A 19,849-nucleotide genomic window follows, 5' to 3' on the forward strand; every position below is an offset into this window, starting at 1 on the left:
GTTGAATGCTGCGAAATCCGCTTGTTGCCGTCGTTCCGCTCGCACTGCTCGCCGGCTGCATGGGGCCGGTGCGCTACGCGCCGCAGCCCGAGGTGCCGATCAGCGCCGCCTCGCTCAACGTTGCGCGCGACGCCAGCCGCAAGGTCGAGGAGGCGCTGGCGCTCGACGGCGATTTCCAGCCGGGCGACCTGGTGCGCCTGAGCTTCCCCTATCTGCCGAGCCTCACGACCGACCAGCGCATCCAGTTGACGGGCATGATAAGCCCGCCGCTGCTGCCGCCGGTGCAGACGCGCGGGCAGACGACCGCCGAGTTGCAGACGCAACTCGCCGCGCTCTACGCAGGCAAGCTCGAACGGCCCGATGTTTCGGTATCGGTGCTCGAATATAACCGCCCGCCGCCGCCGCAGGAAATCTTCGTGATCGGCGAGGTGATCCGCCCGGGCAACTTCCCCTATCGGACCGGTACGACGCCGTTCGAGGGGCTAGCACGCGCCGGCGGCCCCAATCGCGATGCCGATCTTTCGCGCGTGGTGGCGCTGACGCCGGTCGATGGCAACCTGCGCGCGCAGATGCTCGATCTGTCGGCAACCCTCGAGGGCAGTGCGCGCGGCATCGACTATGTGGCGCCGTACACGATTCTGATCGTACCGCCCACGGGCATCGCCCGTGATGTCGATCGCGCGCGGCAGATCCGCCAGATCATCGGCTTCAACGGCGTCAATATCGGCTCCGCCATCACGTTGATCCAGCCATGATGTCGCTGGGCGAAACCTATCTGCGCATTGCGTTGTCGCGGTGGCGCATTGTGGTGGGGCTGGTGCTGGCGGGCGCCGCGCTCGCCTGGAGCGTCAGCGTGTTCTACCTCGCCGAGCGCCCGACCTTCGAGGCGGCAGCGCGGCTCAACGTGGTGCCCACGCCCGAGGAGCTTGGCTATGCTAGCCGCTTCGTGCGCGGATCGACCTTCGATGGCGGCAGCGTGCTGCTGGGCACCTATGCCGAATTCGCGCGCACGCGCCCCGTGGTCGAGCCGATCGTCGACGCCTATGTCGAGATGCACGCGCGCGCCGCCGGGCAAACGCCCCCTGAATGGCTCGCCGCCAATACCGGCCCGCCGCAGTTCACGCCGGGGCGCATCCTCGCGCTGCTTAACTATGGCGCAGCGCCGGTGAAGCCGCTGCGCGAGGACATCATCGACACGCTGCTCGAAAGCACCACGATCGAGAATGTCGACGGCACCTATCTGGTGCGCCTGGCGGTCGAGTGGGAAGATCCGCAATCGGCGGCGTGGTTCGCCAACGCGCTGTCCGATGCGATCATCGCGCGTGCCGAGCGGCTGTCGCGCAGTCGCGGCCAGACGATCGCCGGCACGCTCGAGACGCGGCTCGAGCAGAAGCGCGGCGAGTTGGCGGCAACGCTGCAACTGGCGCGCCGGCTGAAGGCGAATGTCGGCGTGGTCGATATCGACCGGCAGAAACAGTCGCTGATCGAGGCGCGACTGCTCGAACAGGCGCTGCTCACGACCGATCGCGCCAATCTCGATTCGGCGCGCAGTCAGGTGGCGGCGCTTCGGCGGCAGGCGGGCGGGCGGCTGGGCGGTGCGCAGCAGGTGCTCGAGCAGACACTGGCGGTGGAAGCGCCACGCGCCGCGGGGCTCGAGCAGAGCGTCGCCGCGCGCAGCGAGCGCGTGGCGCAGATTGGCGCGCAGATCGATACGCTGAGCCGCGCCGAGGATCGCATCAAACTGGCCGAGGAGCGCGCCCAGGCATTGCAGGCCGAAGTCGCCGCGCTGACCGAGCGGGTGAGCTACAGCCAGACCGAGAACCTCGCCAATGCGCCCGGCATCGACCTGATCGAGCGCGCGGTGCCGCCGCTGACGCGCTCGAGCCCCAAGATCTTCGTCAACACCGTGCTGGGCGCGATCGCCGGCGCGGCACTGGCGGCATGCGCGCTGCTGCTGCTCGGTCCCGGCACGGCAAAGCCGCTCGTCTGGCGCCGGCGTCGCGAAGACGAGCCGGCTGCCGACGAACCGGTCGCCGATGCCCCGGAGCCGGAGCTGGCGCCTGAGCCGCGCCCGCTTGCCGACGTGCACCCGATTCGCCCCTTGCCGACGGTCGCATCCACGCCCGCGACGACGCATCCCCCTGCCCGTATCTCGGGTCAGATCGCGCATAGCGGTTTCGGCAAGGACGGCGTCGCGCAGGGCAATACTGCTTCGGCACGCCCTGCCGCGCAATTCCTCCAGCGCGGCTCGGCTGCACTGGCGACGCAGCCCGAGCCGCAGTCCGAACCCGAGACGCTCGTGCCCATCGCAGCAGCGGCAGCCGTACCCGAGGCCACCCCGTCGCCTGCCATCGCCGCCGAAAGCGAGGCCGCGCCCGCGCATCGCATCGACGGCCCCGCGCTTGGCTGGGGCGATTGCTATCACGAAACCCCACTTCCCGCGCCGGCCGCAGGCGACGCCTATTCGACCGAGGAGAGCGCGACGCTCGGCGCGATGCTCGCCGCATGGATCGGGCGGCCGCTGGCGGGCGGACCGCGCCCGATCTTCGTCACGGCGGTCGAATCGGATGCCGATGCGCAGCGCGTCTACCGGCTGCTCTACGACCAGTTGCGGCGCGCGCGCTTCCGCGTGCGCACCATCGACGCCGGCGAGCCCGACGCGGCCCAGCGCTGGGCGCTGCCCAACGGCAAGGCGCTCGTCTATCTGGGCGCGATCGGCGGCAGCGCCGACCCCGAGCTGCTGGCGTGCTTGCCTGCCGATGCGGTACTGATCGTCGCCAATGGCAGCGGCGAGGAGGCCTGGCGACCGACCGATCCGGCGATCGCCCTGCCCGCGCATGTCGTTCCGCTCGCCCGCTAGGCCCGCCACCATCGCCGCCGCGCCCGCCGATATCGAGGCGGTACGACGGCTGGCGATGATTCCGCTGGCGGCGTTCGCGCTGCTGGCGCAGCTCGACGCGCTCGCCAACCGCGTGTCGGCGGCGCTGCCCATCGGCACCACCGAATTGCTGATCGCGGCGATCGTCGGCTGCACGCTGCTGATCCTGCTGCACCCCGCCAGTGCTACCACCCAGCACGCGCGCGGGCATGACGGCGCGCGGCTGATGGCGCTGCTGTTCGCGTGGGCGGTGTTCGCCTGGACGCTGTCGACGCATCGCTCCGAAGGCATCGATTATCTGACCGGTCTCGCGACGGCGATCGTGCCGGCCCTGTGCCTGCTCGTCATCGCCGATACGCCTGTGCGACTACAGCTGCTGCTGTGGGCGATGATCGCAGCGGGGCTGGTATCGGCGGCGATCGTAATCGTGGAGACGCGTACGGGAATGCGTATCCTTTCGACCTCGCTGGCTGCCACGACCGCCGATTTCGAGGGCGTCGCGCGCTCGGCCGGCGGATCGGACGAGAACCCTACCACGGCGGCGCAGATGCTGCTCGTCTCGGTGGGGCTGGCGTTCGGACTGCTGTTCGCGGGCGTAAGGCGCGGCTGGCCGGTGCTCGCGCTGCTCGCGGCGATCGGCAGCGTCGCACTGGCGATGGCATCGGCGCGTAGCGCGATCCTGGGGCTGGCGGCGGTGCTCGGGCTGCTGATGCTGTCGCTGCGCCACGATCGCCGCTTCCCGCTGCTCGTGCTCGGCGCGATCGTCGCGATGCTGGCGGCAATCCCTTTCCTGCCGCCGACGCTGGTCGAGCGTTTCGCCGCGATCGGCGATTTTTCGCAGGATCAGACGCTGTTCCGCCGGCTTACCTATCTGCGCATCGGCACCGATCTGGTGCAGCAGTCGCCGATCTGGGGCGTGGGGCCGGGCAACTTCCCTTTCTTCTATCTCGACGATGCCTATCGCTGGCTGCCGGGGCGCGTCGCGGTGCCGCGCGAGCTGCACAACAGCTATCTCGATAGCGCGGCCGAATATGGGCTGGTCGGGCTTGCGATCTTCGGCGCGCTCGTGACCCACGCGCTGTTGCAGGCGCGGCGTGCGGCACATGCTGGCGATCCGCTGCTGCGCCAGGCGGGGCTGGCGGCGGGCCTCGCGCTGGCCGGGCTGCTGGTGGCGTGCTTCTTCATGCCGCACAAGGACCTGCGCTATCTGTGGCTGATGCTGGCGATCGCCATCCAGTGCGGCCGGCTGCGCGCGCGTGAGGAGACGCCATGAAACTCGCCGTCATTGTCACCGAGTTTCCCAAGGCGACCGAAACCTTCATCTATCGCGACCTGATGCAGTTCCGCGCGCAGGGGGCCGAAATCCGGCTGTATCACATCGCCCCGCGCCGCCGCGGGCAGCCGCTGCACGGCTTCGCGCAGCCGCTGGCGGATTGCGCGGTCGATCCCGGCTTCGTCCGCCCCGATGCGCTGGCGATGGCGATTGCGCGCCATCCCGCCGCGCTCGCGCGGACGGTGGCCGACATCGTGCGCGCCTATCGTCCGCATCCGCGCATCCTCGCCAAGTCGCTGGCGCTGGTGCCCAAGGCGCTTGCGATCGCCGCCGATGCGCGTGCCTGGGGCGCCAGCCACGTCCATGCCGAGTTCGCCGGCCACCCCGCGACGGCAGCGTGGATCGGCCGGCGGACGGGCGGCCTGCCCTATTCGGTGAGCTGCCGCGCGCACGATATCTTCCGCACGCAGGCGCTGCTCCCCGAGAAGCTGGGCGCGGCACAGGCGGTGCGCACGGTGAGCGCGTTCGGCGCCGTATTCCTGCGCGAGAAGGTCGCCGGGATGGCCGCGCGCGACATTCACGTCATTCATTCGAGCATCGACACGGCACGCATCGAGCCGGTGGCGGTGCCGCCGTCGCGCGATCCGTTCCGCATCCTCTATGTCGGCGCGCTCGAACCCAAGAAGGGCGTGGGCCATCTGCTCGATGCGCTGTCGGCCATCGCTGCCCGACTGGGCGACTGGCGCTGCGAGCTGATCGGCCACGGCCCCGATGCCGATGCGCTCAAGGCCAAGGCCGCGGCGCTGGGGCTAGGCGACCGGCTGCACTTCGCGGGCGTGCAGCCCTATGAGGTGGTGGCTGAAGCCTATCGTACCGCGAGCGTCTGCGTCGCGCCGAGCGTCATCGGCCCCGATGGGCGGCAGGAAGGCATTCCCAACGTGATAATCGAGGCGCTGGCCAATCAGCGCCCGGCGATCACCACCGCGATCTCGGGGATTCCCGAGCTAATCCGCGATGGCGAGACTGGGCTGCTGGTGCCGCCGGGCGATGCGCCTGCGCTCGGCGCGGCGCTGCTCGCGGTGCATGCCGATCCGCAGGCGGCGCTCGCAATGGCGAAGCGCGGGCGCGCGCATGTCGAGGCCGAGTTCGACCTGGTAGCCAATGCGCGGCGGCAGCTTGCGCTGTTCGCCGGCTGAGGATCGGGTCGGCGCGTCGAAGCAGGCGTACTGCCCGTGGCCGAACCCCACCACCCCTCGCTTCGCGAGCGGTCCCCCTCCCCGTTCCGGGGAGGTATTCAGTAGGCGCTGCGTTCGCCGCCGCGGCCGATGGCGCGCTTCACGCCGCGCGCGGCGCGCTTGACGAGCTTGTGCGTGGCGACCTTGGCAGCGTCGATCGCCGGCGCCGCCCCCGGCGCGGCGGGTGCGATGCCCAGCGTGCGGATGCGCTGGTTGACGCGGTGCAGCCGCGCCTCGGCGTCGCTCGCGTCGGAGCGCCAGGTGATGCTGAAGCTGATCGACACCTCGGGCCCGTTCTGCACCCAGTGCGGCGCCTTGACGGGGACATAGACCGCCTGCCCCGCTTCCATCGGAAAGTCGGTGGCGGCGGCGTCGAAGGCAGGGTCGTGGCGCATGTTGCGGTGGCGGCCACCACGATGAAACGCCTCGTGCACGTCCTGCGGCACAATCGCGAGGTCGCCGGCGGGATAGACGCGCATCGTCTTCTGCCCGGCGATCTGGAGCAGGATGTTGTGCTCGGGGTCCATGTGGAACGGCGTCACCGAGTTGGGCGACGACAGGAAGACAAAGGCCTCGCGCCGGCGATACGGGCCGGTAGCGGGCGCGACGACGGGCGCGATCTCGGCAAGGCAGGCGTCGATCAGCGCGGCATAGGCGGGATCGGTATCGACCTTCTTGAGCACCATCCAGCAGCGGTTGGTACGGATCGTCCGCACGATCTCGCCCACCGGCATGTCGGCGCGGCCGACATCGTCTGGGTCCTGATCGACCGCCAGATTGCCGAAGCTGTGCTCGACATGATCGGCGGGCAGCCGCTCGGCGAGCTCGGCGAGTGCCTCGAGCGCAAACAACGAGTGATCGTGCAGCCGGTGCAGCACCGGAGCAGCCTCGCCCGGGTAGGCATCGCGAAAGGCATCGAGGCCCTGCGGCGTGAAGCAGCGCGTGTCGGTCATGCGCGGCAGCCTAGCCGGGGCCGGGTTAAGAAACGGCTTTCGCGCGCCGGCGCCAGCGATCGGCCGCCGCGCAGAAGCCGCGCGACAGCGGCGAGACGAACGGAACGGCAAGCGACACGATCGTCCGGCGCGCGGGCCAGATGCGGTCGATCATCGGATGGCCCGCACGCGCGCAGCTGTCGACCAATGCCAGCCGGCGTTGGTCAAGCGCGTAGCGCAGATATTCCATCTCGAGCAGCACGCCGGGTGAATAGCTGGCGAACGCCTCGTCATAGGCGATCTTGAGTTGGAAACCGGTATCGCCGATCTCGAGATTGGCGAGCATCGCGACCACGCGGTCGCCGAGCATCATGCGGTGGAAGTCGAGCGAGCCGGCTTCGTGGGCGCGCGCGAGTATCGCGCGATAGGCCGCCTCGGTCGCGGGGTCGGCGCCGGCATCCACGCCTTCGCGACCCTTCCATCCCGTCGCCTCGAGCGCGAACAGGTCGCTGGTCCAGCAATCGACATCACCGTCGGGGGCCAGTCGCTCGAACATTAGCGGCGCCTGATCGGCGAGGCGTGCACGAAGGCGGCGATGCTCCTTCAATACCTTGCCGCGGATATGCTGCGCACAATGCTCCTCGCTGCTGCCGCCACCAACGAGGATCGCGCGTTCGTAGCGGCGCGTCTCGTAGACCGGGCGACCGAGACCGGCGGCGACCTCGCGCAGCGCGGCGGTCGAGGCGCTGTGGGCATCGAGGGCTGACAGGCGCAGATGCAGGCCGCCCGAACGGTCGAGCGCGGCGAGCGCTGCACGCCACACCATCGCTTCGCGACCCGGCCGGATCAGCGGCTCACCCAGCGCACGGGCGCGCTGATCCCAATTCTCGGTAGCGTGCGCGGCACCGCGAATGAGCGGCCGTCGGGCGACCGGAAGCAGGCCGTCGAGCTGCCCGCCCGCACCCCATAGCAGCAACAGCCGGGGTTTGGCGGCGCCGGGCAGGTGCATGGCGGCAATCAACGTGTCGCGCCCGTAGAAGGGGTTCGCCGTCCCCGCCGCGCTGGCCAGCGCATCCCACGCAGGTGCGATCGCCGGGTCCGCCGGATCGTCATGGAGTTGCGCCCGCACCGGCGTCGTCATCGGCTCGCGTCCATTACGCTGAAGGAAGTTTCGAACCCGTATCCTGCCTGCAAAGCGTAAAGCTTTTGATATGCGCGCGGGGCCGGCACCGCTCGCCACCGTTGAACGGGCGGGCGCGCCCTGCTAGTCGCCGCGGCGCGAACGGGCGGCTGCGGCGGCCCGCACCGAATTCGAGGATTGCACGCGATGGACCAGAATGACGATGCCGGGAACGGCCAGCCCTATGCCAATGGTGCCGACGACGCGCCGATCGCCAACGTGCTTTCGCAATATGTGAAGGACCTGTCGTTCGAGAATCCCAATTCGCCCGCGATCTACCAGTCGCAGGGCCAGCCCAAGCTCGACGTGCAGTTCAACATCGGCGCCGCGCAGGTCGGCGAGGACGTGCACGAGGTCGTGCTCAAGATCGAGGCGCGCGGCGAGATCGACGGACAGGTCATGTATCTGTGCGAGCTGAGCTATGCCGGGCTGTTCGGCCTGCGCAACATCCCCGCCGAGCATCTCCAGCCCTTCCTGCTCGGCGAGGCGCCGCGCATCCTGTTTCCCTTCGCGCGGCGCGTGCTGGCCGATGCGGTGCGCGACGGCGGCTTCCCGCCGCTGCTGCTCGAACCGATCGACTTCAACGCGCTCTATTTTCAGCAGGCGCAGCAGGCCGGCGAGCCGGGGCAGATCAGCGGCGATATCGGCAACGCGTGACAAAGCTCCCCTCCCTGTCAGGGAGGGGTCGGGGGTGGGTAGGGTCCGGGTGGATGGTCGCCGCAACTCGGCTTGATGGCCGTATCGCGAGCACGCCACCCACCCCCGCCCCTCCCTGGAAGGGAGGGGAGTAGGTTGAACCTTGCGCGCGCGCTCGGATCGGTCGGCGGGCTGACGCTGGTGAGCCGCGTGCTGGCGCTGGGGCGCGACACGTTGCAGGCGACGTTTGTGGGCGCCGGGTTCGCCTCCGATGCCTTCCTCGTCGCCTTCCGACTGCCCAACATGTTCCGCGCCTTCTTTGCCGAGGGCGCGTTCAACGCCGCCTTCATCCCGCTGTTCAACAAGAAGGTGGGGGCGAACCGCGACTATCCCGCCGCCTATGACTTTGCCGGCCGGGCGCTGGCGGTGCTGCTGCCGGTGCTCATCGTCTTCACCGCAATCATGCTGGTGTTCGCCGATCCGATTACGCTCGCCTTGTCGGGCGGGTTCGACGATCCGACGCCCGAACAGTTCGCCTTCGCGGTCACGCTGTCGCGCATCACGATTCCCTATCTGGCGCTGATCTCGATCGTGTCGCTGTTGGGGGGCATCCTCACCTCGCTCGATCGCTTCGCCGCCAATGCCGCGGCGCCGATCCTCCTGAACGTCTCGATGATTACCGCCTTGTGGTTCTGCCACGGCGACAATGCCTACGAGACCGCGCAGGCACAGGCGATCGCAGTGACGGCGGGGGGCGTGCTGCAACTGCTGTGGCTGCTGATCGCGTGCCGGCGCGCGGGCGTGCGACTGCCGTGGCGATTGCCGCGCATGGATGCGGACGTGCGCCAGTTGCTGCGCCTGATCGGCCCCGCGGCACTCGGCGCCGGGGCGACGCAGATCAACCTGCTCGTCTCGACCGCGCTGGCCGGCGGGCTGCTCGATGCCGGATCGATCAGCTACATCTATTATGCCGACCGGCTGAACCAGCTGCCGCTCGGCATCATCGGCATCGGCTTGGGCACCATCCTGTTGCCGACGCTCTCGCGCATGCTGGCAGCGGGCGACGATGCCGCGGCGGCCGCAACGCAGAATCGCGGCATCGAGCTGGCGCTGTTCCTCACGCTGCCCGCGACGGTCGCGTTCCTCGTCGCCGCCGAGCCGATCGTGCGTGGCATCTTTCAGCATGGCGCCTTCACCCCCGCCGACACGACTGCCACGGCATGGGCGCTCGCGGTATTCTCGATCGGCCTGCCTGCCTATGTGCTCATTAAGGTGCTGACACCGGGCTATTACGCGCGATCGGACACGCGCACGCCGGTGCGCTATGCGATGGTGGCGGTGGCGGTGAACCTGGTCGGCAATCTCGTGCTCATTCCCACCATCGGCCATGTCGGCCCTCCGCTAGCGACCGCGCTGGCGGCGCTGGCGAATGTGGGGTTGCTTTACGCAACGCTGGTGCGGCGCGGCCATTTCGCGATGGACGCGCGGCTGAAGCGCCGGCTGCCACGCCTGGCGCTTGCCGCGCTGGCGATGGGCGCGGCGCTGTTCGCGTTGCAGGGGCTCGGTGCCCCGTATCTGACCGGCGACATCTGGATCCGCATCGCCGCGCTCGGCGTGCTGGTCGCGGGCGGCGCGCTCGTCTATGCGCTCGCCTGTTTCGCGACGGGGGCGTATCGCCCTGCCGATCTCAAGGCGCTCCGCCGCTCCCCTCCCGCACAAGAAGGCTGACATGCGTATCGTCTCGGGCATCCAGACCACCGGCAATCTGCATCTGGGCAATTATCTGGGCGCGATCCGTCAATGGGTAGCGATGCAGGATGCGATGGCGCCGGGCGACGACTGCCTGTTCTTCCTCGCCGACCTGCATGCGCTGACGGTGCACCAGGAGCCTGCCGCGCTCGCCGACGCGACGATCGAGATGGCCGCCACGCTGATGGCGGCGGGCATCGATACCGATCGCTCGATCCTGTTCAACCAGGCACGCGTGCCCGAACATGCCGAACTGTGCTGGCTGCTCCAGGGCACCGCGCGCATGGGCTGGCTCAACCGCATGACGCAGTGGAAGGACAAGGCGGGCAAGAACCGCGAGGGCGCGAGCGTCGGGCTGTTCACCTACCCCGTGCTTCAGGCTGCCGACGTGCTTGTCTACAACGCCACGCACGTGCCCGTGGGCGAAGACCAGAAGCAGCATCTGGAGCTGGCGCGCGACATCGCGACCAAGTTCAACACCGATTTCGGCGTCGAGCTGTTCGCGCTGCCCGAGCCGCTGATCTCGGCCGAAGCGCCGCGCATCATGAGCCTGCGCGACGGATCGGCAAAGATGTCGAAGTCCGATCCCAGCGATATGAGCCGCATCAACCTGATCGACGATGACGATGCGATCGCCGGGAAAATTCGCAAGGCGCGCACCGATGCCGAGCCGCTGCCCGATGCGCTCGATGCGCTGGCCGATCGGCCCGAGGCGCGCAACCTGCTCACGATCTACGCCGTGCTCGAAGGCCGCGCGCCTGCCGACGTGCTGGGCGAATTCACCGGGCAAGGCTTCGGCGCATTCAAGCCGCGGCTGGCCGATCTGGCAGTAGCGACGCTCGGCCCCATCCGCGACCGGCTGACCCGCCTGCTCGACGACCGCGCCGCGGTAGCCGCCGAACTGCGCAAAGGCGCCGATCGCGCGCGGACGCTCGCCGCACCGACGCTTCGCGCGGCACAGCAGGCGCTCGGGTTGCAGATCGACTGAAGCCGGCAGCCGGCGGCCGGAGATTACCCCTCCAGCTGCCGCATCAGGTTGCGGACGGCGCCGTCGATCTCGCTGTCCTTGCCGCGCAGGTCCTCGATGCGGCGGACGGCGTGGATCACTGTCGAATGATCGCGGTTGCCGAACTTGCGGCCGATCTCGGGCAGGCTGCGCGTTGTCAGCTTCTTGGCCAGATACATCGCGATCTGGCGCGGGCGCGCGATCGCCACTGCACGGCGTTCGGATACGAGGTCGAGCTGCTTGACCTCGTAATGCGCCGAGACGGCCTTCTGGATCTCGTCGATCGTCACGCGCTTCTGCGCGCCGCGCAGCAGCTCGCCCAGCGTCTGGAGCGCGAAGTCCATCGTGATCGCCTCGCCGACGAGCTGGCCATAGGCAACGAGGCGGTTGAGCGCACCTTCGAGCTCGCGGATATTGGCGGTGATGCGCATCGCCAGCAGCTCGATGACGTCGGCGGGCACGTCGAGATGCGGCATCTCGGCGAGGCGGGCGCTCAGGATCGCGTGGCGCAGCGCATAATCTGGCGCCTTGATGTCGACTACCAGCCCTGCACCCAGCCGGCTCACCAGCCGCGGCTCGACGCCGTCGAGCAGCTGCGGGCTGCGATCGGCGGCGATCACCAGCCGCTTGCCCGCGGTCATGCACTCGTTGACGGTGTGGAAGAATTCCTCCTGCGTCGTCTCCTTGCCCGCGATGAACTGGAGATCGTCGATCAAGAGCAGATCGACGCCGCGCAGCCGCTCCTTGAAACTGAACGTGTCACGCGCGCGCATCGCCTTCACGAACTCGAACATGAAGCGTTCGGCGGGCATGTAGAGCGCGGTCGCCTGCGGATGCGCGGCGTGGAAGGCGTGGCCCGTGGCGTGCAGCAGATGCGTCTTGCCCTGTCCGGTGCCGCCATGGAGGTAGAGCGGGCTGAACTGCGGCACGCCGGGCGCTGCGAGCGCACGCGCGGCATTGGCGGCGACGCGATTCGAGGCATCCGTCACGAAGCGATCAAAGGTGAAGCGCGCATCGAAGGCGAAGCGATCGCGCGCGGGCATGGCGGCCGCGGCCGGTGCGGCGAGCGGTGCTGCGACAGGCAGCGGCGCCGCGCCGCGCGCCGATGCCGGCTTGGCATCCTCCACCAGCACGCGCTCGGGAAGCGCGGCGCCGGTGTCGATCACCAGCGTGCGGACACCCGGCAATGCCTGGCGGAATTCAAGCAGCAGGCGCTCGGCATAATGCGAGCGGACATAATTGGCCATGAAGCGCGACGGCAGCGTCAGGCGCACGCATTCGCCATCGGTGCCGACGGCGAGCGCGGCGGGCTTGATCCACTGGTCGAACAGCTTGGCCCCCGCGGCGGCACGCAGGTTGCGCCGCACCTGCTCCCACGCGATCGCGACACCCGCATCGGCCATATCCTGAGAGGTGTTGCGATAGCCGTTCACGCCGACAAAATCCTCCCCGATGCCGGACACATGCCCGACATGCTGCATCGCTGCCGTTTCAATTCCCCCAGCCGGATCGCTGCGAACCCGCCTGAACGCGGCTGCCCGCGCGCCCCCCGATCGGGGCCGACGCCCCGCTGGGAGACGCTGTTTAGAAAGCGATTGGCGAGTCGATCAAGGCCGCGGCGTCAACAAACTGCAATATAAAATGCTTGACTCAAATCAGGCCCGGAAACGCATCGAACTTTCTTACAAGTCTTTGTTTCTACGATGTTTTACTTCCCGCCGATCGTACGCAGCGCATCCGACTCGTGGAGTCTCCGTGCGTCGCTGCGAGCCCGTGTGCGCAAACGCCAAAAGCCCCGCCGGACGCTGCCCGGCGAGGCCTGAAACTCGAAACCGCAAAGAGGCTTAGGCCAGCGCGGCGAGCCGCTTGGTCAGGCGCGAGAACTTGCGCGAGGCAGTGTTGCGATGGACGACGCCCTTGGCGACGCCGCGTGCCAGCTCGGGCTGCACCTGCGCCATCGCCGCGGTCGCGGCAGCCTTGTCGCCCGATTCGAGCGCCGCTTCGGCCTTCTTCACAAAGGTGCGGATGCGGCTAACGCGCGCGCCGTTGACTTCTGCCCGACGCTCATTGCGCCGGATACGCTTCTTCGCCTGCGGCGTATTCGCCATGCCGTCCTCGAAACCTGATGCTGTGGGAGGGCGCAGGCAGAGCCGGCACCCGGGAAAGCGGCGCTGTTACCGATGCGCGGGCTTCGGGTCAACCCGAAACCATGCTCAACGCTGGCACGCGGGGCACCAGAAGGTCGAGCGACCCGATTCGGTGCGGCGGCGTATCGTCGTGCCGCAGGCGCATGCCTCGCCCTCGCGACCATAGACGCGCCACTGCTTCGAGAAATAGCCGAGCTCGCCATCGGGCCGGGCATAGTCGCGCAGCGTCGAGCCGCCCGCCTCGATCGCGGCGAGCAGCACCGCGCGCACCGATTCGGCAAGCAGCGACAGCCGCTTCGTGGCGATGCGGCCGCCGGCGCGCGACGGGGCGATGCCGGCCATGTGCAGCGCCTCGCACACATAGATGTTGCCGAGGCCCGCGACGCTGCGCTGGTCGAGCAGCAGCGCCTTTGCCGGCGCCAGCCGGCCGGCGAACACCCTGGCCAGATGCGCAGGCGTGAAGTCGGCGCCGAGCGGCTCGGGGCCAAGTGCGGCGAACGGCCCCCAATCGGCGACGTCGTCGGTCGGCACCAGATCGACCGAGCCGAACCGGCGCGGATCGTTGAGCGCGAGCATGCGCCCCGCCCCGGTCTCGATCGTCAGATGATCGTGCGGCAGCGGTGTCGAGGGGTCGACGCGCCAGCGCCCCGACATGCCGAGGTGGAACACCATCGTATCGCCGCGATCGGTTGCGATGAGGCCATATTTGGCGCGTCGCCCGAGCTTCGTCACGCGTGCGCCGATGAGCCGCTGGCCAAGATCGGCGGGGAACGGCCGGCGCAGATCGGCGCGATTGAGCACGACGCGCGCGATGCGCTGCCCTTCGAGCACCGGGCGCAGCCCACGCACGGTGGTTTCGACTTCGGGGAGTTCGGGCATCGCCGTACGAGCTAGGTTTGGCGTTCGCGCTGCGCAAGCCTGGCCTGCGGGGCTTGGCAGCGGCCGGGGAAACGGCCATCTGCGCTTGCATGACCGAAACCGTCTCCTTCGGCTACGAAGATGTGGCCCCCGACGAGAAGACCGCGCGTGTGGGCGAGGTGTTCCGCAACGTGGCGGCACGCTACGACGTGATGAACGATGCCATGTCGGGCGGGCTGCACCGCATCTGGAAGGACGTGTTCGTCCGCCGCGTGAAGCCGCGCCCCGGCGAGCAGTTCCTCGACATGGCGGGCGGCACGGGCGACGTCGCCTTCCGCCTCGCGACCGCGGGCGCGGCGGTGACGGTGGCCGACATCAACCCCGCGATGCTCGAGGTCGGCATGGGGCGGGCCGCCGAGCGCGGGCATGACGGGTTGGTGTGGAGCGAGATGAACGCCGAGCAATTGGCGTTCCCCGACCGGTTCTTCGACGGCTACACCATCGCCTTCGGCATCCGCAACGTGACCGACATCCCCAGGGCGCTGGCCGAGGCGCATCGCGTGCTGCGGCGCGGCGGACGCTTCTTCTGCCTCGAATTCTCGACCACGCTGTGGCCGGGTTTCGCCGATGTGTACGATGCCTATTCGCATCATCTGGTGCCCAAGCTCGGCAAGTGGATCGCGCAGGACGAGGCGAGCTATCGCTATCTCGTCGAGTCGATCCGCCGCTTCCCCGACATGGCGCGCTTCGAGGCGATGATCGGCGAGGCGGGGTTCGTGCAAACGCGCGTCGAGCCGATGCTTGGCGGCCTCGTCGCGATCCACAGCGGTTGGAAGGTCTGATGGCGGCATCTGCGCCGTCGCGATCGCGCATGGATGTCGCGCGGGCATGACCGCGCCCGCCGTCCACCTGTTCCGGCTGTTGCGCTGGGGCCGCATCCTCGCGCGCCACGGCGCGCTGCGCGGCATCGAGCGCAATCCCGCCGCGCCCGCCGCGCTGCGCCGGCTGTGCCGTATCGCCCGGCTCGGCGCGCGTGTGCCGAAGGTGCCGGCCTATGCCGACGCGTTTCAGGCGATCGGGCCAGCGGCGATCAAGCTCGGCCAGACGCTCGCGACGCGCCCCGATCTGGTCGGCGAGGTAGCAGCGCGCGACCTGCTGCGCCTGCAGGACGCGCTGCCGCCGGTGCCCTATGGCGATATCTGCGCGGTGATGGAGGCGAGCTTCGGCGGCAAGCCGCTCGACAGCCTGTTCGCCAGCATCGATCCCGAGCCGATCGGCGCCGCATCGATCGCGCAGGTGCATCGCGCCGTCACCACCGATGGGCGGCAGGTGGCGATCAAGGTCATCCGCCCCGGCGTCGAGGCCGAGTTCACGCGCGCGATCGACACCTATGAATGGGCCGCCGCGCAGGCCGAGCAGATGGGCGGCGAGGTCGCGCGGCTGCGCCCGCGGCTGGTGATCGACACCTTCAAGCGCTGGACGCTGCGCGAGCTCGACCTGCGGCGCGAGGCGGCATCGGCATCCGAGCTGGCGCAATCGATGCGCGCCGAGCCCGACTTCGTCGTTCCCGAGATCGACTGGCAGCGCACCACCGGCCGCGTGCTGACGCTCGAATGGATCGACGGCATCAAGCTTTCGAACCGCGCGGGGCTAATCGCGGCGGGGCACGACCTGCCCGCGCTTTCGCAGAAGCTGGTGCGCGCTTTCCTGCGGCAGGCGATCGCCGAGGGATTCTTCCATGCCGACATGCACCAAGGCAATCTGTTCGCGCTCGCCGACGGGCGCGTGGCGGCGATCGACTTCGGCATCATGGGGCGGATCGACCGGCGCGCGCGCGTATGGCTCGCGGAAATCCTGTACGGCCTAATTACGGGCAATTACGCGCGCGTTGCCGAGATTCATTTCGAGGCGGGCTATGTGCCGCCGCATCACAGCGTCGCCGAGTTCGCGACGGCGCTGCGTGCGGTCGGCGAGCCGGTACGCGGCGTGCCGGTGAAGGACATGTCGGTGGGCACGATGCTCGACAGCCTGTTCAACATCACCCGCGACTTCGACATGCAGACGCAGCCGCACCTGTTGCTGCTCCAGAAGACGATGGTGATGGTCGAGGGCGTCGCCACCGGCCTCGATCCCGACGTCAATCTGTGGGAAGTCGGCGCGCCGTTCATCGGCGAATGGATTCGAACCGAGCTTGGCCCCGAAGCTGCGATCGCCGACCGGCTGGTGAACGATCTGCGCACCTTCGCTCGGCTGCCGCAGCTCATCCGCAACATCGAACGCCGCTATCCCGATCCCGGCGGCGCGCCGCCCACGCCGCCGCTGCGCGAGATCGAGGTGATCCGCGTCGGCGGGGGCTGGCGCTATGCGCTGGTCGCGCTCGCCAGTGCCGCCGCGGCAGTAGCGGGCACGCTCGCGCTGGCATGAGGTGGCCGGCACCGCTGTGGCTGCGCCAGCCGAGCCGCTTCGCCGCGATCGGCGCGGCGCGCGCGCGCATGATCTGGTTCGCCTTGTCCTGTGCCCTGGCGATCTCGTTGCAGGCCCTGTTTCTGCCTTCGCCCGAGGCGGCGGGCGGCGATGGTCAGGGCGATCTGATCCTCTACCAGGATATCGTCGCGGGCATCGTCGCGGGCGGCGGCTATTACGAGGTGACCGCCGATCTGCTGCGTGCGGGCGGCTATCCGCTGCGGCCGTTCCTCACGTTCCGCCTGCCGACGCTGGCGATGGTGCAGGCGTTGCTGCCGCAGGCACTTGTCGCGGCGCTGATGATCGCGCTGGCATCGGTCACCGGCTGGGTCTGGCTCGAACGGCTGCGGCGCGATGGCGTGCAGCGACTGGCGCCGCTTGCGATCACGGCGATGCTGCTGGCCGCCGGACTGATCGGCTTCGTACAGACGGGGCTTGCCGCCTTCCACGAATTCTGGGCGGCGCCGCTGATCGCGCTCTCGCTCGCGCTGTGGCACCGCGATCGCTGGGTGACGGCCGTGGCGATCGGGCTGTGCGCCGCGCTGATCCGCGAGACGGCCGCGCTGTATCTGCTCGTGATGGGCGGTATCGCGTTGCTCGAAGGCGCGCGGCGCGAGGCGTTGGGCTGGGGCATCGCGCTTGCCGTGTTCGCGCTGGTAGTCGTGGCGCATGCGTTCGCGGTGGCGGGCGTCGTGTCGCCGATCGACGCGCAGTCGCCCGGCTGGGCGGGGCTCAACGGCCCCGGCCTGTTCGTCCGCTCGGTGACGCTGGCGACGGCGCTGCAACTGGCGCCGCTTTGGCTTGCCGCGCCGGTCGTCGCGCTTGCGATGTTCGGCTGGGCGGCGTGGCGCGATCCGCTGGGGCTGCGCGTGTTCGCGGTCATCGGCGCCTATGCCGTTGTGATCGCTGCCTTCGGTCGGCTCGACACCTTCTACTGGGGCGTAATGGCGGCGCCGCTGCTGCTGGCGGGCCTGGTTTTCGTGCCCGATGCGCTGCGTGATCTGGCGCGTTCGGCGCTCGACAGGCGGCGCGTGCGGGTGCACAGGACGACGCGATGAAGCGCATCCTGCTGATCGTCGGCGGCGGCATCGCCGCCTACAAGGCGTGCGAGCTGATCCGGCTGGCGCGCGGCGCCGGTATTGCCGTGCGCTGCGTGCTCACCGATGGCGGCGCGCAGTTCGTCACGCCGATGACGCTTGCGGCGCTGAGCGAAGCGCCGGTGCATACCAGCCTGTGGGATCTCAAGGACGAGGCCGAGATGGGCCATATCCAGCTCAGCCGCGAGGCCGATCTGGTGGTGGTCGCCCCCGCCACCGCCGACCTGCTGGCGCGGATGGCGGCAGGCATCGCCGACGACTTGGCCACCACGCTGCTGCTCGCCACCGACAAGCGCGTGCTGGTGGCGCCCGCGATGAACGTGCGCATGTGGCAGCATCCCGCCACGCAGCGCAATGTCGAACGGTTGCGTGCCGATGGCGTGGAGGTGCTCGACCCCGGCGAGGGCGCGATGGCGTGCGGCGAATATGGCCCCGGCCGCCTGCCCGAGCCCCCCGCGATCCTCGCTGCGATCGAGGCGATGCTGGCTAGTAAGCCTGCACCGCAGCGGCTGGCCGGGCGCCATGTGGTCGTCACCGCGGGGCCGACGCACGAGCCGATCGATCCGGTGAGGTACATCGCCAATCGATCGTCGGGCAAACAGGGATTCGCGATCGCGCAGGCGCTGACCGATCTGGGCGCGCGCGTCACGCTGGTGGCGGGACCGGTCGCACTCGCGACACCGCGCGGCGTAACGCGCGTCGATGTCGAGACGGCGCGACAGATGGCCGATGCGGTCGACGCCGCGTTGCCCGCCGATGCCGCGGTGATGGTCGCTGCCGTGGCGGACTGGCGTGTCGCGCAGGTGGCCGATCAGAAGCTCAAGAAGGGCGCAGGCCAGCCCGAGCTCGAACTCGTCGCCAATCCCGACATTCTGGCGAGCCTGGCCGCGCATACGCACCGTCCCAAGCTCGTCGTGGGCTTTGCCGCCGAGACCGAGCGCGTCGTCGAGCACGCAACCGCCAAGCGCGCCGCCAAGCAGGCCGACTGGATCGTCGCCAACGACGTGTCGGGCGACGTGATGGGCGGTGATGCCAATGCCGTCCAGCTCGTCACCGCCGACGGCGCCGAGCGTTGGGAGCACGCGCCGAAGGCCGTCATCGCCCGCCGTCTTGCCGAAAGGATCGCCGATGCGCTTTGACCGCAATGCAGGCCTGCTCGGCCTGACCGCGCTCGCGATGCTGGCGGGTTGCGCCACGACACGCGAGGGCGGCGCCACCGAACCGCCGCTGGTGGTCGAGCGATATGGCGGCGCGCCGTCGCGCAGCGTCCGCACGCTGATGGTGCTCGTGCACGACGACGATCGAAGCGGCGTGGCGCCCGACTATGCCGCCTTCGCACGCGCGGCGGTCGCACGCGTGCCCGGCAGCGCGTTCGTGACGGTGCTTCGGCCCGGCTATGGCGACAAGGCGGGTCGCAGGTCGGCCGGCGAAACCGCCGGCGCGCATGGCAACGGCTATACGCGCGACCGTATCGAGCAGGTCGCTGCATCGATCGAGGTGTTGCGGCGACGCTATCCGAACGCGCGCACGGTGCTGATCGGCGATGGCGGTGGCGCAGCGATCGTCGCCAATCTGGCCGGCCTGCGACCGATGCTGGCCGATGCGATGCTGCTTGCCGCCTGCCCGTGCGCATTGCCCGAATGGCGCACGATGATGGCGAAGACCGACCCCGCCTTTGCGCAACCGGTCCAGAGCCTCGATCCGCTGCAGACGGTTGGTGGCGTCGCGCCGGGACTGCGTGCGGCGATCGTCGTCGGTGAGGACGACAAGGTCACGCCACCCGCGCTGTCGCGCACCTATGCCGAAGCGCTCGCGCTGCGCGGCATCGCGACGGAGTTCACGCGGCTGCCGGGTCAGGATCATGAGATCCTCGACGATCCCGTTCTGTTACAGATACTTGCCGAACTGGCTGAAGCCGTGGCAATGCCTGCCGGGAACATATGAGCACCGCCCCGCTTCCCCTCGCGCTCAAGCGCCTGCCGCATGGCGAAGGCCTGCCGCTGCCTGCCTATGCGAGCGCGGGCGCCGCCGGCATGGACGTGGTGGCTGCCGAGGACGTGACGCTCGCACCCGGCGCGCGTCATGCCGTCGCCACGGGCTTCGCGATCGCGATTCCTGAGGGCCATGAGGTGCAGGTGCGCCCGCGTTCGGGGCTGGCGCTCAAGCATGGCATTACCTGCCTCAACACGCCGGGTACGATCGACAGTGATTATCGCGGCGAAGTGAAGGTCATCCTCGCCAATCTCGGCAGCGAGCCGTTCACCGTGGCGCGCGGCGACCGGATCGCGCAGCTGGTGCCAGCACCCGTGCTGCGTGCCGCGATCGCCGAAGTCGATGCGCTCGACGACACCGCGCGTGGCGCTGGCGGCTTCGGGTCGACCGGGCGGTGACGGGC

General features: G+C 69.3%; 18 protein-coding genes. 13 read left to right on the forward strand and 5 right to left on the reverse strand.

From position 1 onward, the window contains the following. Nucleotides 1–5 precede the first annotated feature (5 nt). Genes FBR43_RS09865 through FBR43_RS09880 form a run of 4 tightly spaced genes read left to right on the forward strand, consistent with a single transcriptional unit; the run spans nucleotide 6 to nucleotide 5,347 of the window. Nucleotides 6–755 (forward strand): polysaccharide biosynthesis/export family protein, encoded by a 750-nt coding sequence (locus FBR43_RS09865; protein WP_136942977.1) that lies wholly within the window; start codon nucleotides 6–8, stop codon nucleotides 753–755. Continuing rightward, nucleotides 752–2,860 carry a hypothetical protein gene (locus FBR43_RS09870; RefSeq protein ID WP_136942978.1) on the forward strand — a complete coding sequence of 703 codons (2,109 nt, stop codon included), beginning with the start codon at nucleotides 752–754 and terminating at the stop codon, nucleotides 2,858–2,860. Before FBR43_RS09865 ends, FBR43_RS09870 begins: the two co-directional genes overlap by 4 nt. Beyond that, nucleotides 2,838–4,151, forward strand: coding sequence for an O-antigen ligase family protein (locus FBR43_RS09875; protein ID WP_169542571.1), 1,314 nt, complete (start codon nucleotides 2,838–2,840; stop codon nucleotides 4,149–4,151). The genes FBR43_RS09870 and FBR43_RS09875 overlap by 23 nt, the downstream gene beginning before the upstream one ends. Continuing rightward, nucleotides 4,148–5,347, forward strand: a complete 1,200-nt coding sequence (locus FBR43_RS09880; protein WP_136942980.1) for a glycosyltransferase family 4 protein — start codon at nucleotides 4,148–4,150, stop codon at nucleotides 5,345–5,347. Before FBR43_RS09875 ends, FBR43_RS09880 begins: the two co-directional genes overlap by 4 nt. Nucleotides 5,348–5,445: 98 nt before the next feature. Here the strand turns inward: FBR43_RS09880 and FBR43_RS09885 are convergent, their stop codons facing one another. Next, complete coding sequence (locus tag FBR43_RS09885) at nucleotides 5,446–6,339, reverse strand: cupin-like domain-containing protein (protein ID WP_136942981.1); 894 nt, start codon at nucleotides 6,337–6,339, stop codon at nucleotides 5,446–5,448. A 25-nt stretch (nucleotides 6,340–6,364) separates the two neighbouring features. Further along, nucleotides 6,365–7,459, reverse strand: coding sequence for a GNAT family N-acetyltransferase (locus tag FBR43_RS09890; protein WP_136942982.1), 1,095 nt, complete (start codon nucleotides 7,457–7,459; stop codon nucleotides 6,365–6,367). A 186-nt stretch (nucleotides 7,460–7,645) separates the two neighbouring features. On the opposite strand from FBR43_RS09890, the gene secB reads away from it, so the two are divergent. From secB to trpS, 3 genes are all read left to right on the forward strand, one after another. After that, nucleotides 7,646–8,155, forward strand: a complete 510-nt coding sequence (secB, locus tag FBR43_RS09895; protein ID WP_136942983.1) for a protein-export chaperone SecB — start codon at nucleotides 7,646–7,648, stop codon at nucleotides 8,153–8,155. A 135-nt stretch (nucleotides 8,156–8,290) separates the two neighbouring features. After that, entirely contained in the window at nucleotides 8,291–9,862 is a 1,572-nt protein-coding gene (gene murJ / locus FBR43_RS09900) for a murein biosynthesis integral membrane protein MurJ (RefSeq protein ID WP_136942984.1), read from the forward strand. Nucleotide 9,863: 1 nt separating this feature from the next. Next, complete coding sequence (gene trpS / locus FBR43_RS09905) at nucleotides 9,864–10,871, forward strand: tryptophan--tRNA ligase (protein WP_136942985.1); 1,008 nt, start codon at nucleotides 9,864–9,866, stop codon at nucleotides 10,869–10,871. A 23-nt stretch (nucleotides 10,872–10,894) separates the two neighbouring features. Here the strand turns inward: trpS and dnaA are convergent, their stop codons facing one another. The 3 genes from dnaA to mutM all read right to left on the reverse strand — a co-directional run bounded on the left by dnaA (nucleotide 10,895) and on the right by mutM (nucleotide 13,915). Next, nucleotides 10,895–12,292, reverse strand: a complete 1,398-nt coding sequence (gene dnaA / locus FBR43_RS09910; RefSeq protein ID WP_136944140.1) for a chromosomal replication initiator protein DnaA — start codon at nucleotides 12,290–12,292, stop codon at nucleotides 10,895–10,897. Nucleotides 12,293–12,733: 441 nt separating this feature from the next. Further along, on the reverse strand, nucleotides 12,734–12,997 hold the full coding sequence (gene rpsT / locus FBR43_RS09915; RefSeq protein WP_136942986.1) for a 30S ribosomal protein S20: 264 nt from the start codon (nucleotides 12,995–12,997) through the stop codon (nucleotides 12,734–12,736). A gap of 105 nt (nucleotides 12,998–13,102) precedes the next feature. Beyond that, on the reverse strand, nucleotides 13,103–13,915 hold the full coding sequence (gene mutM / locus FBR43_RS09920) for a bifunctional DNA-formamidopyrimidine glycosylase/DNA-(apurinic or apyrimidinic site) lyase (RefSeq protein ID WP_136942987.1): 813 nt from the start codon (nucleotides 13,913–13,915) through the stop codon (nucleotides 13,103–13,105). Between the two features lie 89 nt (nucleotides 13,916–14,004). On the opposite strand from mutM, the gene FBR43_RS09925 reads away from it, so the two are divergent. From FBR43_RS09925 to dut, 6 genes are read left to right on the forward strand one after another with little or no spacing between them, the layout of a single operon-like run. Beyond that, complete coding sequence (locus FBR43_RS09925; protein ID WP_136942988.1) at nucleotides 14,005–14,736, forward strand: class I SAM-dependent methyltransferase; 732 nt, start codon at nucleotides 14,005–14,007, stop codon at nucleotides 14,734–14,736. A gap of 46 nt (nucleotides 14,737–14,782) precedes the next feature. Beyond that, entirely contained in the window at nucleotides 14,783–16,318 is a 1,536-nt protein-coding gene (ubiB, locus tag FBR43_RS09930; protein ID WP_136942989.1) for a 2-polyprenylphenol 6-hydroxylase, read from the forward strand. Further along, nucleotides 16,315–17,415: a glycosyltransferase family protein gene (locus FBR43_RS09935; RefSeq protein WP_136942990.1), complete on the forward strand. Its 1,101-nt coding sequence runs from the start codon at nucleotides 16,315–16,317 to the stop codon at nucleotides 17,413–17,415. Before ubiB ends, FBR43_RS09935 begins: the two co-directional genes overlap by 4 nt. Further along, nucleotides 17,412–18,593 carry a bifunctional phosphopantothenoylcysteine decarboxylase/phosphopantothenate--cysteine ligase CoaBC gene (gene coaBC / locus FBR43_RS09940; RefSeq protein WP_136942991.1) on the forward strand — a complete coding sequence of 394 codons (1,182 nt, stop codon included), beginning with the start codon at nucleotides 17,412–17,414 and terminating at the stop codon, nucleotides 18,591–18,593. Before FBR43_RS09935 ends, coaBC begins: the two co-directional genes overlap by 4 nt. Next, complete coding sequence (locus tag FBR43_RS09945) at nucleotides 18,583–19,398, forward strand: alpha/beta hydrolase (protein WP_249276532.1); 816 nt, start codon at nucleotides 18,583–18,585, stop codon at nucleotides 19,396–19,398. Before coaBC ends, FBR43_RS09945 begins: the two co-directional genes overlap by 11 nt. Continuing rightward, nucleotides 19,395–19,844 carry a dUTP diphosphatase gene (dut, locus tag FBR43_RS09950; protein ID WP_136942992.1) on the forward strand — a complete coding sequence of 150 codons (450 nt, stop codon included), beginning with the start codon at nucleotides 19,395–19,397 and terminating at the stop codon, nucleotides 19,842–19,844. The genes FBR43_RS09945 and dut overlap by 4 nt, the downstream gene beginning before the upstream one ends. Nucleotides 19,845–19,849 lie beyond the last annotated feature (5 nt).

This window comes from Sphingomonas baiyangensis, assembly GCF_005144715.1.
Classification (GTDB): Bacteria; Pseudomonadota; Alphaproteobacteria; order Sphingomonadales; family Sphingomonadaceae; genus Sphingomonas; species Sphingomonas baiyangensis.

What these genes read in the sequence shown, in the direction of transcription:
- FBR43_RS09865 (WP_136942977.1), top strand. Translation starts at nt 6, where the DNA reads ATGCTGCGAAATCCGCTTGTTGCCGTCGTTCCGCTCGCACTGCTCGCC.
- FBR43_RS09870 (WP_136942978.1), top strand. Translation starts at nt 752, where the DNA reads ATGATGTCGCTGGGCGAAACCTATCTGCGCATTGCGTTGTCGCGGTGG.
- FBR43_RS09875 (WP_169542571.1), top strand. Translation starts at nt 2,838, where the DNA reads ATGTCGTTCCGCTCGCCCGCTAGGCCCGCCACCATCGCCGCCGCGCCC.
- FBR43_RS09880 (WP_136942980.1), top strand. Translation starts at nt 4,148, where the DNA reads ATGAAACTCGCCGTCATTGTCACCGAGTTTCCCAAGGCGACCGAAACC.
- FBR43_RS09885 (WP_136942981.1), bottom strand. Translation starts at nt 6,339, where the DNA reads ATGACCGACACGCGCTGCTTCACGCCGCAGGGCCTCGATGCCTTTCGC.
- FBR43_RS09890 (WP_136942982.1), bottom strand. Translation starts at nt 7,459, where the DNA reads ATGACGACGCCGGTGCGGGCGCAACTCCATGACGATCCGGCGGACCCG.
- secB (WP_136942983.1), top strand. Translation starts at nt 7,646, where the DNA reads ATGGACCAGAATGACGATGCCGGGAACGGCCAGCCCTATGCCAATGGT.
- trpS (WP_136942985.1), top strand. Translation starts at nt 9,864, where the DNA reads ATGCGTATCGTCTCGGGCATCCAGACCACCGGCAATCTGCATCTGGGC.
- dnaA (WP_136944140.1), bottom strand. Translation starts at nt 12,292, where the DNA reads ATGGCCGATGCGGGTGTCGCGATCGCGTGGGAGCAGGTGCGGCGCAAC.
- rpsT (WP_136942986.1), bottom strand. Translation starts at nt 12,997, where the DNA reads ATGGCGAATACGCCGCAGGCGAAGAAGCGTATCCGGCGCAATGAGCGT.
- mutM (WP_136942987.1), bottom strand. Translation starts at nt 13,915, where the DNA reads ATGCCCGAACTCCCCGAAGTCGAAACCACCGTGCGTGGGCTGCGCCCG.
- FBR43_RS09925 (WP_136942988.1), top strand. Translation starts at nt 14,005, where the DNA reads ATGACCGAAACCGTCTCCTTCGGCTACGAAGATGTGGCCCCCGACGAG.
- ubiB (WP_136942989.1), top strand. Translation starts at nt 14,783, where the DNA reads ATGACCGCGCCCGCCGTCCACCTGTTCCGGCTGTTGCGCTGGGGCCGC.
- FBR43_RS09935 (WP_136942990.1), top strand. Translation starts at nt 16,315, where the DNA reads ATGAGGTGGCCGGCACCGCTGTGGCTGCGCCAGCCGAGCCGCTTCGCC.
- coaBC (WP_136942991.1), top strand. Translation starts at nt 17,412, where the DNA reads ATGAAGCGCATCCTGCTGATCGTCGGCGGCGGCATCGCCGCCTACAAG.
- FBR43_RS09945 (WP_249276532.1), top strand. Translation starts at nt 18,583, where the DNA reads ATGCGCTTTGACCGCAATGCAGGCCTGCTCGGCCTGACCGCGCTCGCG.
- dut (WP_136942992.1), top strand. Translation starts at nt 19,395, where the DNA reads ATGAGCACCGCCCCGCTTCCCCTCGCGCTCAAGCGCCTGCCGCATGGC.